This is a genomic window from Planococcus chinensis, from assembly GCF_042681545.1.
Classification (GTDB): Bacteria; Bacillota; Bacilli; order Bacillales_A; family Planococcaceae; genus Planococcus; species Planococcus chinensis.
Genome location: NZ_JBHUFW010000005.1, coordinates 140,940 through 154,896, shown reverse-complemented (window position 1 = coordinate 154,896; position 13,957 = coordinate 140,940). Strand labels below are relative to the sequence as shown.

General features: G+C 52.5%; 10 protein-coding genes. 5 read left to right on the top strand and 5 right to left on the bottom strand.

What is annotated here, in order from left to right:
* Positions 1 to 135 precede the first annotated feature (135 nt).
* Positions 136 to 2,751, top strand: a complete 2,616-nt coding sequence (rph, locus tag ACFSDB_RS08400; RefSeq protein ID WP_204891857.1) for a rifamycin-inactivating phosphotransferase — start codon at positions 136 to 138, stop codon at positions 2,749 to 2,751.
* Positions 2,752 to 2,824: 73 nt separating this feature from the next.
* Here rph and ACFSDB_RS08395 read toward each other — a convergent pair whose 3' ends face one another.
* The 5 genes from ACFSDB_RS08395 to ACFSDB_RS08375 form a co-directional block, all read right to left on the bottom strand.
* Positions 2,825 to 4,219 carry a bifunctional metallophosphatase/5'-nucleotidase gene (locus ACFSDB_RS08395; protein ID WP_204891856.1) on the bottom strand — a complete coding sequence of 465 codons (1,395 nt, stop codon included), beginning with the start codon at positions 4,217 to 4,219 and terminating at the stop codon, positions 2,825 to 2,827.
* Between the two features lie 163 nt (positions 4,220 to 4,382).
* Entirely contained in the window at positions 4,383 to 5,252 is an 870-nt protein-coding gene (locus ACFSDB_RS08390; RefSeq protein WP_204891855.1) for a DMT family transporter, read from the bottom strand.
* Between the two features lie 276 nt (positions 5,253 to 5,528).
* Entirely contained in the window at positions 5,529 to 5,747 is a 219-nt protein-coding gene (locus tag ACFSDB_RS08385) for a TM2 domain-containing protein (protein WP_377339749.1), read from the bottom strand.
* A gap of 66 nt (positions 5,748 to 5,813) precedes the next feature.
* Positions 5,814 to 7,739 carry a S9 family peptidase gene (locus ACFSDB_RS08380; RefSeq protein ID WP_204891854.1) on the bottom strand — a complete coding sequence of 642 codons (1,926 nt, stop codon included), beginning with the start codon at positions 7,737 to 7,739 and terminating at the stop codon, positions 5,814 to 5,816.
* A 637-nt stretch (positions 7,740 to 8,376) separates the two neighbouring features.
* Entirely contained in the window at positions 8,377 to 8,910 is a 534-nt protein-coding gene (locus ACFSDB_RS08375; protein ID WP_204891853.1) for a DUF2798 domain-containing protein, read from the bottom strand.
* Positions 8,911 to 9,117: 207 nt separating this feature from the next.
* Between ACFSDB_RS08375 and ACFSDB_RS08370 the strand changes: the two genes are divergently transcribed.
* Genes ACFSDB_RS08370 through ACFSDB_RS08355 form a run of 4 tightly spaced genes read left to right on the top strand, consistent with a single transcriptional unit; the run spans position 9,118 to position 13,744 of the window.
* Positions 9,118 to 10,776, top strand: a complete 1,659-nt coding sequence (locus ACFSDB_RS08370) for an SWIM zinc finger family protein (RefSeq protein ID WP_204891852.1) — start codon at positions 9,118 to 9,120, stop codon at positions 10,774 to 10,776.
* A 52-nt stretch (positions 10,777 to 10,828) separates the two neighbouring features.
* On the top strand, positions 10,829 to 12,184 hold the full coding sequence (locus ACFSDB_RS08365; RefSeq protein ID WP_204891851.1) for an esterase/lipase family protein: 1,356 nt from the start codon (positions 10,829 to 10,831) through the stop codon (positions 12,182 to 12,184).
* A 22-nt stretch (positions 12,185 to 12,206) separates the two neighbouring features.
* The gene (locus ACFSDB_RS08360) at positions 12,207 to 13,160 is read left to right on the top strand and encodes an Abi family protein (protein ID WP_204891850.1); all 954 of its coding nucleotides are present in this window, start codon (positions 12,207 to 12,209) and stop codon (positions 13,158 to 13,160) included.
* Between the two features lie 38 nt (positions 13,161 to 13,198).
* Positions 13,199 to 13,744, top strand: coding sequence for a DUF1697 domain-containing protein (locus ACFSDB_RS08355; RefSeq protein WP_204891849.1), 546 nt, complete (start codon positions 13,199 to 13,201; stop codon positions 13,742 to 13,744).
* The last annotated feature ends 213 nt before the right edge of the window (positions 13,745 to 13,957 follow it).

The window sequence follows — 13,957 nt, the reverse complement described above, 5'->3', positions numbered from 1 at the left end:
GCAAGAAACGGACACATCCGGCCAGGCAACTGGCGGATGTGTTTTTTATTGTCCGAATAGGTGAAAGGGAATCCTCGGCGTGCGGCGAACTTAATAGGTAACACATTACAGGCAAGCTGTGAAGGAGTGGACATTTTGCGAAAATACGTATTGGATTTTCAAGAAGTGGAAGCACGGAAAGGGTTGCGGGCAGGCGGAAAAGGGAGAAATCTGGCGAAGCTGGCCGAAATTCCGGGCATCCGGGTGCCGCCGGGGTTTTGCGTGACGACGGACGCATACAAGCGCATGGTCAAAAACAATCCGGTCACGGCCGAGTTGATGGAGCAATTGGCCGAGGTCGAGCCGGGGGATTGGGGAAAGGCACGGGCCATCAGCCAACGATTGCGCAATGCCATCGAAGAGACGAAGATACCGGAAGAGATCAAACAGGAAATCACCGATGCCTTTGAAGGGCTTGGGACTTCGGCAGCTTATGCGGTCCGGTCAAGCGCTACAGCGGAGGACTTGCCGACCGCCTCATTTGCCGGCCAGCAGGATTCTTTTTTGAATATCCACGGCAGAGAGCAGCTTCTGCGGCATATCCGCAAGTGCTGGGCTTCTTTGTTCACGGAACGGGCAGTGGTGTACCGCATCAAGAACGGCTTTGACCACCGGAAAGTCCATTTGGCGGTCATCGTCCAGCAAATGATCTTTCCGGATGCAGCGGGCATCCTGTTCACAGCCGACCCGGTGACATCGAACCGCAGTGTGGTATCGATCGATGCGAGCTTCGGGTTAGGGGAGGCCCTTGTTTCCGGCATTGTTTCTGCAGACCATTACAAAGTCCGGAACGGACGGATCATTGAAAAGGCAATATCGACGAAGAAGATTGCGGTCTATCCACAGAGCGGCGGCGGCACGAAACAGCGGGAGATCCCGGAGGCGCAGCAAGGGCAACAGGCAGTTTCCGATGAAGAGATTCTGGCGCTCGAACGCATGGGACGCGAGATTGAAACCCACTTCGGACAGCCGCAGGACATCGAATGGTGCATAGCAGACGGGCGGATTTTTATCGTGCAGAGCCGGCCGATCACTACGCTGTATCCGCTGCCCGAAAAGGGCGATGGCCAGTACCGGCTGTATATGTCTGTGGGCCATCGGCAAATGATGACCGAACCGATCTATCCGCTCGGGATGTCGTTTTTCGGCTTTTTGACCGATTACGGGATGGCGCGTGCCGGCGGTCGGCTGTTCATTGATCTTTCGCATGAGCTCGCCTCCCTTTCGAGCCGTACGCTTATCATGTCGACTTCAGGGCTCAACGATCCTTTGATGAAAGATGCGCTGGAAAACTTCATGAAACGGAAACCGCCGCTTCCGAAAGGGAAACGGATGTTCAAATTAGGGGCTGAACCGTTTCCATGGAACTTTCCGGCGGAAATCGTAAAGCTGTACCGGAAGAACGACCGCCGGCTGCCAGGCCAGCTCATGAATTTCAATGAAGCCTCCATCCGTGAGGCGGCATGGCGCATTCAATCGGTTTCAGGGGACGACCTGTTCAGCTTCATCCAGGAAGACCAAAAACAATTGAAAAAAGACCTCTACAACACGGAAAGCCTCGGCGTAATCGTGGTCGGCGTCTATGCGGTCAACTGGCTCAATAAACAAATGGAGAAATGGCTGGGTGAAAAAAACGTGGCGGATGTCCTGAGCCGATCGGTTGCCAATAATGTGACATCCGACATGGGGCTAGAATTATTGGATGTGGCAGACGTGGTGCGGGAATATCCGGAAGTGCAGGCCTATTTTGACCATCCCCGCAAAACGTCGTTTTTCGAGGATCTAAAACCCCTCCACGGAGGAGAAGCGGTCAGTGCGGCCCTTCGGGAATACCTGGACAAATACGGGATGCGCTGTGCTGGAGAAATCGATATCACCAAGACGCGCTGGAATGAAGATCCGACGATCCTCGTTCCGATCATCCTGGCCAACATCAAAAATTTCGGGCCGGGTGCGCACGCAGCAAAAGTCGCAGAAGGGAAGGGGAAAGCCAAACAAAAAGAGCAGGAATTGCTGGCGCGCCTTCAGGAGCTGCCGGGGGCAAGACGAAAAATCAAAAAGACGAAGCATATGATCAGCCTCCTGCAGAATTTTCTCGGGTACCGGGAATATCCGAAGTTCGCATTCATCAAGCGCTACGGGCTGTATAAAGAAGCATTGATGAAAGAGGCGGCCAAGCTGGCAGAAATTGGCGCAATCGATGCGGCAGCGGATGTCTATTATCTGTCGTTCGAGGAATTCCGGGAAGCGGTCAAAACGGGGCATGTGGAGCGGGAGATCATCGAGGAGCGGAAAGCGGCGTACCGGTATTACGAAAATTTATCCCCGCCGCGGCTCATGACCTCGGAAGGCGAGGAAATCTTCGGCAGCTACCGCACAGATAAGCTGCCAGCCGGCGCGCTTGCCGGCATCGCGGTTTCGGCCGGCACGGTCGAAGGGCGGGCCAGGGTCATTTTTAAGATAGAAGATGCCCGCATCGAGCCAGGCGATATTCTCGTAACCGCTTATACGGACCCGAGCTGGACGCCCGTGTTTGTTTCGCTGACCGGTTTGGTGACTGAAGTGGGGGGCATGATGACGCACGGCGCCGTGATTGCGCGTGAATATGGCCTGCCGGCTGTGGTCGGCGTCCACCGTGCCACTGCGGCCATCCGGGACGGACAGAGGATCCGCATCAACGGGTCCGCCGGCTATGTGGAATTATTGGACTGATTCTGTAAAAAAACAGACGCCTTCAGCCGCAAGGGCCGAAGGCGTTTTCGTTATTTCTTGCGGAAGGAATCCCTTACAACTGAACGGGCGCAGTGGATGCAGCCTTCCAGCGCATTTCATATGAACGTTCGACAAACTCAGCTTTGTTCGCGTATGTCCGGATGACATCTTTGATTTCTTCCGCCCGGTAAGCGTCATTCCGATTGTCGGCAAGAGAAGGATAGCCCGAGCCGCGCTGCAGGTAATCGGAACTGGCGACTGAATACCACCGCTCTTCCTGAAGCGGTTCATTGCCGATCAAAATCTCACGGACACTATGGCCGTCATGGGTGACTGCGGCACCAGACACATGCAGGCGGCCTGCAAATTTCCCGCGGAAGCCAGGGCCACGCCCGTCTGCGAGGCAAGTTTGGGCATCGAGCGAACTTTCGATGGCTTTCCGCAAGGCTGCCCCCTGGATTTCGAACGATGTCGGGTTCAGCGGGGAAGGACAGACTTCAATCAATTTCTTATTGGAAACAAAATCGAACAGGCCGGCGCTGGCGATGCCGCTGTTGATCAAGCCGATGTCGCAGCCGAGCATGTCCCGCAGGCCATCCGCAATCAGGTTGGCAAGGGGATTTTCCTCGATGACGTCATGCCAAAGCGGACGCGGCAAGGTATAGAGCGGTTCGCTGAGATTGGCGATGGCCTTGCCTTTATTGGCTTTGAGGATGTCCATGATTTCCGAATCCATTTCGGCGTCCCGGGTCGGCAATGTTGCTGAATGGAGGAGCTCCGTTTTCCCATCCGCTACTTCGAGTTCGACCACGCCGACATGTTCGCCGTAATTGCCGGCACTGTTCATGATGACGCCGTTGAGGACTTTCGCTTCCGGATAAAGCTTGTGGTCGTGTGCGGAAATGACAACATCGATTTCTGGAATAGCAGCGGTGAGCGGTTCATCGGCGAACGTGCCGACGTGGCTGAGCAGGATGCACACATCATACTGGCCCTTTCGGCTCTGGATTTCTTCTTCAATCATTGCCTGATAGTCCATTACCCGGATGCCGAGTCCGTCGTTGAATACGCCCAGGTCGGGGGACGAGCCGGTGATCAGGATGCGCAGCCCGTTCTTTTGGAGAAGCGCGCTTCTTACCACGCCTTGGATCTTCGTCCCGTCTTTTTTGAGCAAGTTGTTGCTGATGAAGGGGAAGGGGCTATTCGACGCCATGAGTTCGAGCGTGTCCATGCCGTTGAACATTTCGTTGTTGCCGATGGTCAGGGCGCCATAGCCCGCCGACTGCAGCAGCTCTATAGCGGCAATGCCGCGCGTTCCTTGCAGTTCAATGCTTTTAAAGTCGGCGAAATCGCCGCCGTCGAGAACGATGGAGTTTTCATCCTTCAATTCGCGGATCACCGTCACGGCCCGGGCAAAATTGTCGAAATGGCTGTGAACGTCATTCGTATGTATGATTCTGAGTTTCATGCGCGTTCCTCCTGCTAATTTTTTCCTTCTTTATTAGTACGACTATTCTATCAATAAAGTTTCAAGGAGGGAAGGGGATCTGGCAGGACAATGGATTCGTCCAATAAGCCCGGCGCCGGAACATGATAAAAAGCCCCTAGCGGAAAGAGTCCGGTAAGAGGCGTCAAAAGGAGCGATGTAGACTCAGGGCTGTAATCGCGGTTAGGATGATGGCCATTCCCAGAAGCTGGATGGCGGCTATTGCCTCCCCGAGGAGCAGAACACCCAGCAAAGACACGATCAACGGCTCCGCCATTGCAACCACTGAGGCCGTTGCTGCACTAACCAATCGGATCCCGGCAATATACAAGATAAAAGAAAATCCAGCCCCTACGATGCCTAATAGAAAAAACCAGCCGATATCAGCAGAAGCCAGCACGGCAGCTCCTTCCTTAAAGTCTGTAAACACTAACAGCACCAAGGACAATGAAAAAAAAGCGACCGTCAATGTGAACTGCGGCTTTCTGTTTGCGGACGCTTTTTTTAAGGAAAAAATGAACAATGCATAGCATAGCGCGGAAGCGAGCCCAGCTGCAATCCCTGAAAAACCGACGATAATGGAGTCCGGTTTATAAACGCCGGTAAGCAGGATGACCCCGGATAACACACCAATTATGCAGTTCCATTTAAACCAGGTGGCACTCTCTATCCGCAATAGAAAAGAAATCAGCAAAACGAACATAGGAGCGGTATACATTAACGTAACCGCGACAGGCACATTCGAAGCTTGAATGCTCCAGAAATAAAAAGTGGAATTTCCGGCAACCCCTATCCCGGCGATTAACGGCCAAATGTATGTGCGGGCCGTAACACACCAATGTGCCTTATAACGAAGCAGGAGCCAGGCGAAAAAAATAAGAAAGCCGATCATTCCCCGGTAAAGCGAAATCACAATAGGGCTCCAGCCTTTGTCTAACAAAATATCAGCGATTATCCCGCCGATGCCCCAACCTACAGCTGCTAGCATAATCAAAGCCACGCCTTTAATTTTCATTTTAGGGCCTCCTAAAATCAAGATGCGATTAGGCTGGAGTTTTATCAGGCGGTGAACTCTGAAAGACCTTTCAAGATGAGTCGACCGGTTACTTGCATTATATTCCTCATCACTTTATTTTTATAGTTCAGAGACTTTCACAAGCAAGCCCGTCGTTATCATTGCCGACCAGCCGATGAGGCAATTTAAGTATTCCTTGATTCCCATCAGGCCCATCATCTGCCCAACGAAAAAAGCATGAACCTTTTGCAGGGTCCATGCTTTGCCATTGGCGGTTTAGTAGCGTTTGCCATGTTTTTCCTGGAACTCGGATTCCGACGACAATAAGTAGATGACGCCTTCGATAAAGCCGATGACGGCGGGAATTGCCGTCCAGGAGAACAAGAGATACAGAATGCCCATTCCGGGTCTGCCGAGATAGAATTTGTGGATCCCGAAATCTCCGAGGAAAATCCCCAGCAGACCGGCCACGGTTTTGTTTTTCATTTCAATCATCCTTTCCATCATTACTAAGTGTTTTCCCTGCCAGGGCAAATTTAATCTCCATTTGGGAAATCAAGTTCAGCCCAGGTTTTCGATTTCGACCGGTTCAATGGCATCGGCAGGTTCGAAGCCGAACACTTTGCTGTAGAAATAAAACTCCGCTTCCATGGAACGCTTGATGTTCTCCGCTTTTCGGAAGCCATGGCCTTCGCCTTCAAAAGCGAGGTATGCAACCGGCAGCCCTTTTGCCCGCAGCGCATCGACCATGAGTTCAGCCTGGTTCGGCGGCACGACTTTGTCATCAAGCCCTTGGAAGAAAATCACCGGACATGATAATTGATCGGTGAAATTGATTGGCGACCGGTTAAAATACGTTTCTTTCGCTTCCGGATAGGGACCGATCAGGCCTTCCAGATAGCGCGATTCGAATTTATGGGTTTCCTGTGCGAAAATCTCGAGCTCGCTCAAGCCGAAATGGCTGGCTCCCGCGTTATAGACATCGGTGAATACGAGGGAAGCGAGCGTGGTATAGCCGCCGGCACTTCCGCCGGTGATGGCCACACGCTCCGGATCGGCAACGCCTTGATCCACCAGGAACCGGACAGCGTTGGCCGCATCTTCCACATCGACAATGCCCCAATTGCCTTTCAGCCGTTCCCGGTATTCCCGGCCGTAGCCGGTAGAGCCGCCGTAATTCACGTCGACAAACGCAAAACCGCGGCTCGTCCAGTACTGGATCGGCAAATAAAGCGCTGCAGATGCAGCACTGGTCGGCCCTCCGTGGATATGGACGAGAAGGGGAGGGACTTCACCCGTTGGCGCCGCAAAATCCGGGTTGGCCGGCGCATAATAGATGGCGTGCGCTGTCTTGCCGTTTTCGGTCGGGAACTCAATGGCTTCTGGCTGCGATAAATAATTCGGGTCAAGCTCCAGGCGGGAAGACAGACGGATGTCCTTGGCCGAATTCGCATCCATTTTGACAATGCGTGAAAACTCCGTCGGCGAGGCAGCTATAAAGGCCAACTCTTCACCGTTTGCATGGATGGAGGAGAATGACGTAAAACGGATATCGACGGGCACCACGTCGCAGGTTTGCACATCGATCGTAGCCAAATGCCGCATGCCGTTTTTCGTAAAAGCCGCGACAATGGTATTCGCATCAATAAAATCATAATCCGAACGCCCGAATGTCCAGCTGGGGGATCCAAATTCCGCTTCCATCGGGCAGAGGGCTTCCGGCTCTTTGCCGTTCCACCGCATGAGGTTCCACCAATTTGTCCGGTCGGAAAGGAAATACAGCGAGCCGTCCGGGCTCCAGCGTGGCTGAATGACGGATTCACCTGGCCCACCTGCCACTTGTTGGTTGTTGGTGAGGGAACCGTCTTCGTTCAAGTCAGCGACCCACAGTTCGGTGGCATCCCAAGGCATGTTCGGATGCTGCCATGTGAGATAGGAGATTCTTTTGGCGTCCGGGCTGATGCGGGGATTCGAATAGAAATCGCTGCCGGAAGCCACGACCCGTTCGTTGCTGCCGTCCAAATCCATCGCGACAAGGGTGGTTTCTGCAAAAATGGCCGATTCCGTATGGTCTTCCCGCACCCAATACAATCGCCCCCTTGATGCATCGACTGCAGCATCCGCATAGCGGCGGTTCGAATCGGATGTGAGGGACCGGACGTCGCCGCTTTCATCCCGCTTGTAGAGCAGATTGTCCTTGAAGTTTGAGAAAAAAAGCTCTTCGCCGTGGACGATATACGGCGCGCCGCCGTATTCGTGGACCCGTGTGCGGACATTGAAAGGGGCAGGCGTCATTTCTTCTGCTGACCCATGCGGCGCCTGCTTCATCACCCGGCTGCGCCCGCCTTCGGAAGGCAGCGACTCAAGCCAGTACAGCACCTCGCCTGCAAATGACAACGCTTCAAGGCTGACGGTATCCTGCACGATCAGATCCGTGGTTATGGGAGATTTCCAGCTTCCGTAAGGGGCGATTTTCTTTTCTGCCATAAATGATGTTCCTCCTGTCTATTTGAGAATTATGTATTAGAATCAGTTTAACAATTAAACTATCATAATTGTTAAAAAACTTTGAATGATATCGAATTCTTTTCAACTTTACAATAGAAGCTGCTTCTAAAATATGAGGTGACGGGTTGTAAAGGATAGTATCTGTATACGGTGAATTAATGAAAGATGGTTGATATGCCGCTTTGGCGCTTTGGGCATGGCTTTCGCCATGAGCCGAGAAGACCGCTCGTCTCATTGCTTCGCCTAGCCCGTGGACGCGCCGGCGCTGGTATCATTCTTTAAAAACGGATAAGCTTACCTTTTTAGTAGTGCTGTCTGAGATATGAAGCAAAACAGCGGAGACGCCCGCGGGAAAGCGAGACAGCCGAGACCCCGCAAGCCGCAACGCGGCTGAGGAGGCTTGGCGCTCGCCCGCAGGCAAGCGCAGCTGTTTTGCGGAATATCGAGAATGAAAAATCACTACTTCTCCGTATCCCGGTAAGTTTTAGTAGGCAAAAACACGATTGGCTAGCTGATCGATTTCATTAAATTGAAATGAAGATTGGCGCCACTGCTTGCCTTCCAAAAGAAGACAAGAAAAAGCGCCAGGACATGGGATTGTCCTGGCGCTTTCCGTTTAGCGAGTTTCTGCTTTTAATGCAACTTCCAGTTCGGCAGCAATTCCAGCTTTTTTATCCTGTGCCTCGTGCAGCTTCACCATCGCAAAGCGGGCGATCGGCTGGATGGCTAGGCTCTCAGCAATCAGGACAATCACGAAGTTGCGCGGCCAGCTCGTCACCCAGTTGCTGAAGAGCTCCGAGTGGAAGCCGTTGCCGACGACGTCGCCGATCAACGTCATTGCAGCAGACATCCCGAGCACAGTAAACAAGATTCGGAAGAGGATTTTGGCATTGAAGCTGTCGGATGGCTTCGTGAATTTCGCGGTCAAGGTTTCAGCCAAGCGTCCGAAAATGACAGGTTCGATGATCATGACAATGATCCACATGATCGGCACCATTTTGACGATGCTCCATAAAACCTCTCCGTTGAACGTCCCGGCAAAATAGATGGCGCTGTAGGTAGTCATGAACAGCACGGTCATGGTGGAGATGAGGCCGCCATACAGCAGACCCTCTTTCCCGTTTTGGGGCAATCGTTTTTCTAAATGCATTTTTTTCTTCCTTTCGGCTTTCGTTTATTCGACTTTCTCTACACTGGTTTCAAGTACATTTGCAGCCTGTTGAAAACTATAGCAAAACGGGTCTGGACCTCGTAAGTGTCCATTGTGTGTCCATTTTGGAAGCGGTCCATTCCTTGATTTCTTTGCCGGTTCCATCGTTCTAATTGGTATAATAAGGGCAATAGAGGGGGAGCGAATATGAACCTGGATAATTTGGAGCGCAATGTGCCGGCAAAAATCTATAACCGCGGAGTGGATTATTTCATTAAGGGTTCTGTTCAAGGGTTGAAACAAGAATTCCCGAATCACTGGTATGCAAAAGTAGAGGGGACGGAAGACTACCATGTCTCGGTCTACCTCAAAGATGCGGGGATGATTCTTTCGACATCGTGCACGTGCCCATTCGAATCGGATTCACTCTGCAAACATGAAGTGGCGGTCTGTTTGGCCATCAGCCATTATATTGAAGAAAACGGTCCGGCAGAAGTTGCAGAAGTGGAAATTCTTCAGCAATTAAAGAGTTTGAAAAAAGCGGAGCTGATGGCAATCCTGGAGGAACTGACGGAGCAAGAGCCTGCCGCAAAGACGTTTTTGATAAATAAATTTTCACGGTCGGCTGGCTTGGACGAAGCGGCTGCCAGGCGCATCATCCGCAAATCGGCAGCTCGGGGAATCCGCAGAAGGTTTATTGAGTGGGATGAGGTGGACCAAGCGGTGGAAGGGGCTTGGGAAGTCTATGATTATGCCGAGAAAATGGATCCGTTAAGAACAGGCGAGCAAATGATCCGGCTGTATTTGACCATAGTAAAGGAATGCGTCGAGCTTCAAAAGATGGCGGATGATTCGTCCGGTACGATTGGAAGCGTCATTTCAGCGAGTCTGGACGCGATTGGAGAAGTGATGGAGGTCTGGCCGGTGGAATTTGATGAACCCACAATAGACAGCATGCTGCAGCTCCTGTCCGACCATATCCTGAATCACATCAAACTAGATATGGGCGACGCGCCCATGTCGCTCATGGATTCGGCTGTGCAATGGGTTGAGCGTTTCCCGCTCAGCCAAAAAATCTTTGATGTTATCGAGAACATCGCTGTGAGCGATGCGGTTAGAAATAAAACCTATCACTATGAAGCGGAACGGCTGCGCATGTTTCAGCTGGATATCCTCTGCCGCCAACAGGACGGGCAGGCAATTGAGGCGTTCATCAAAAATCACCGCCAATATCCCCGCATCCGCAAAGCGGAAGTGCAGCGGGCAATGGACGCCGGGGATACCGATGGAGCGGTGCGGTTGTGCAAAACGTATGAAGAAATGGATGCCGCTTTTCCGGGATTGGTGCAGGACTGGAAAATGATGCGTTTTGATGCCTATCGGCAAGCGGGATATAAATTGCACATGAGGGATCTTGCTTTCGATTTGGCTGCTGCAGGAAACGAAGAATATTACCATCGATTGAAAGAACTGGTGCCGGCGGAATCATGGCCAGATACCGTAGAAAGGCTCCTTTCGAAGCTGGCCAACGGATATTGGCAGCAAGCCCTATATGAATCAATCCTCATTACCGAAGGCATGACCGAAAAACTGCTCGAGCATTGCCGCTCGAACCTGAGGGAAATCGAAAAGTTATATCCTCATTTGATAGAGATTTATCCTCATGAAGTGGAAGAGATTTTCACAGCGTATATTTATCAATCCATCCGGGAAGCGGGCGGGCGCCCGCAATACAGAGCAGCTTGCGGGAAAATCAGGAAGTTCGGACAAGCCTTGGGCCGAGAAGCGGCAGTGCGGCTGGTGGAAGAAATCCGTTTTGCCTATCCGAACCGTCCGGCATTGCTTGATGAATTGTCGAAACTCTGAGTTGGCGAGAAGACTGGAGGCAAAGAGCCTGCCATGAAAGGAGCCGGTAAAAATGGCTGAAAGGTTTATCAGTGAACAAGGCAATGCCATCACGATCAACACATTGGCAGCACCGGCGCTTGAAGCGTTTGGGCAACGGAGCTATCTGGGCGGCCATGTGACAATAGAGGAAACGGCTCTGCCCGACAGCAAGATCAATCACCCGCTCCATGCAACGTGCAAGACCGTTTACCGTGTGGAAATCAAGGAAGGCTTGAAAGATACGCATGGAAGCAGGGAAGGCTTCGCCATGAACCTAATCTGCCAAGAGGACGAGTTCTTCTATTCCATCCAGGAAGAGTATCTGCACCTGCTTGACGACGGGGAAGTCGATGATGCGGAATTGTGGACGCTCCTGTCGCCACGGGTGGAATTGCCAGTGCCGGAAACGGTCGGCGGCACGCATGTTTCGAAAATTTCTGCAGGAAATGTGCGGCACCTGCTGAACCGCACCGAAGCGGAAAGGGAGAAATTGGCGAAGCGTTTTAAGGCAGGAAGTCTGGAAATTTCAGCGGACGCGCCGGAGGGTTCGATCCAAAACCGCTTTTACCTGGTGCTAAATAAATTCCAGGAATCCGAAGAGACCATTAGCAGCAAAGGCACGAGCTTCCTTGAATTCGACGGAGCGGGGTTCCGGGAACTCGAAGATGGGGAAGTGCCGGACATCCCGGGAGACGGCCTGAAGCGAATCGCCATCATCGTCCACGGGCTCGCTTCACGGATCCGGGAAGCGTACCATGAGTTGGCGATCCATCTGGAGCGGGAAGGCTACCATGTTTTCGGATTTGATTACCTGACGATCAATCAGCCGATTGCCGACAGCGGCAAGGGGCTCTCCGAGAATATCAAGAATCTCAGAACGAAATACCCGGAAAGTGAAGTGCTCATCGTGGCCCACAGCATGGGCGGGCTGGTCGCCCGCTCGGCGGAAGTGGTGCATGGCGCCGAAATCGATCAGCTCATCATGGCTGGGACCCCGAACAGCGGCTCGCTCCTCGTCAGCAACCAAAACCTGGTCCGGAACCTTTTCCTATTGGGGAGCCTCATGAAGCTGCTGCCGATCAAGAGCGAAGATCTGCGCCAGCTCATCGTCTCAAAGAAGCTGAGGGGCTTGGATGACCTGGCGAACAAAAGCGCGTTCATCAGCGAACTCAATGCAAATGACCGGCTGCATTACAGCAAAAAATACTTTTCGCTCGCCGGGCATTTCGAAGGCGCGCCGCATGACCTGATCGTACATAGCGGGAACATGACGAAAATCAACGAAACCCACATGCCGTCGATTCCGGTCGAGAAGGACCATTTCGGGTATTTCAAAGGGACGGGCTGGCACGAGCCGCTCGACAAGGCATTGCTGTATTTAAAATGATGAAAAGATGAGGATGAGCCGGATGAAAGCTTTCGCTTCGCACGATGAACAGATCACCATACTCCAAAACCGCGGCCTCTTGGTGCCGGACAAGGCAGAGGCGAAGCGTATACTGTCGCGCGAGAATTACTACGCCCTGGTCGACGGCTACAAAGAGCCTTTTTTGGAACACGACGAACGGCTGAATCCGTATGGGCTGGAGCAATACCAGAAAGGGGCCGAGTTCGGGCATCTCTATGCGCTGTACCGTTTCGACCGTGAGCTGCGCATGCTGCTGCTCAACGAGCTGCTGAAATTCGAGAAGAACATCAAGTCGAAAGTGGCGTACCGCTTTTCCGAAAAGTTTCGGGATGCCGACAGCTTTTTGGAAGCGGTCCATTACAGCCTGGATCCGGCGCATCACCACGAGCGCGACCGCATCATCTCGACGCTTGCGAACCTGATCAAGAGCCATAAAAAGCGGGACCGAGTCCGGTATCCGGCAATCCGGGAATTTTACGACAAGCACAGGAACGTGCCGCTTTGGGTGCTGGTGAATTTCCTGTCGCTCGGGCAGATCACGAACTTTTATTCCGTCATCGACGAAGGGTTGCGGGAGCGGATTGCACAGGATTTCGCCGAAGAGTTCAGCGAGGAATACGAACCGGCCCGGCTGAAGCCGGAAGAGCTCGATGCCATCCTGCGCCTCGTGTTCCCGTACCGCAACAAATCCGCACATGAAGAAGTGCTGTACCGGTTCCGCCTGCCGCATCCGGAAAAATTGGACGGCGTTGAAGCGAGCCTCCGCTTGGCTGGGGGCAGCCTTGCAAAAGGCACCGTGTATTCGGTAGTGAGTGTGCTGCGGCTCCTCTTGGCAAAAGAGGAGTACGAGGTCTTCTCAGTTGAATTGGAGCGGCTGATGGGCGAGCTGAAGCGGGAGCTGCCAGGGCGTGCGTACGGCGCAATCATGCGCGATACCGGTTTCCGGGAGAATTGAACAGCGGTTTCTATAATCTTTGAAAAGGGGATGGGCGCATGATTTACGCTGCACTGCTCAGAGGCATCAATGTCGGAGGCAATAACAAAGTCAATATGAAAGAGCTCAAGCAGGTTTTCGAAGAAGCAGGGATGACATCGGTCAAGACGTACATCAATTCCGGGAACATCGTCTTTGTGGACGCGGGCCGCTCCAAGCAGGAAATCATGGCTGTATTGGAAGAGGCCATTTTCGCCCATTTCGGTCTGCGCATCAAAGTGCTGGTGTACTCAATGGATGAATACACGCGCATCGCCGAGGCGGTGCCGGATGGCTGGACGAACGACGACCGGCTGAAAAGCGATGTGCTGTTCCTATGGGAAGAAGCGGATGAAGAAGCGGTGTTGGAGCAACTGCCGCTGAAGCCGGAGATCGACCGCGCGCATTATGTGCCCGGCGCCATCCTGTGGTCGGTGGACCGGGACAATGTGACCCGGAGCGGCATGGCAAAAATCGTCGGCACCAAGCTGTACAAGCTTGTCACCATCCGCAATGTGAACTCAGTGCGGAAAATCCATGAACTGATGAAAGAACTGAAGGAATAAAATCTGAACCGCCGTCCTATTCAAAGGAAGGCGGTTTTCCCATTTTTAATAGTTCTTGTTCAGCTGTGGATCTTCGTCGCCGGATTTTTCTTGCTACCAAGTGTAAAGAATTTTCTTGAATTCCAGTTGGAAAGCGTTCGTAAACATGGCTGTAAATTAACGAACGTCCGTAAAATGTTTTGGCACATTAACGAACGTTCTTTTTGTACATTT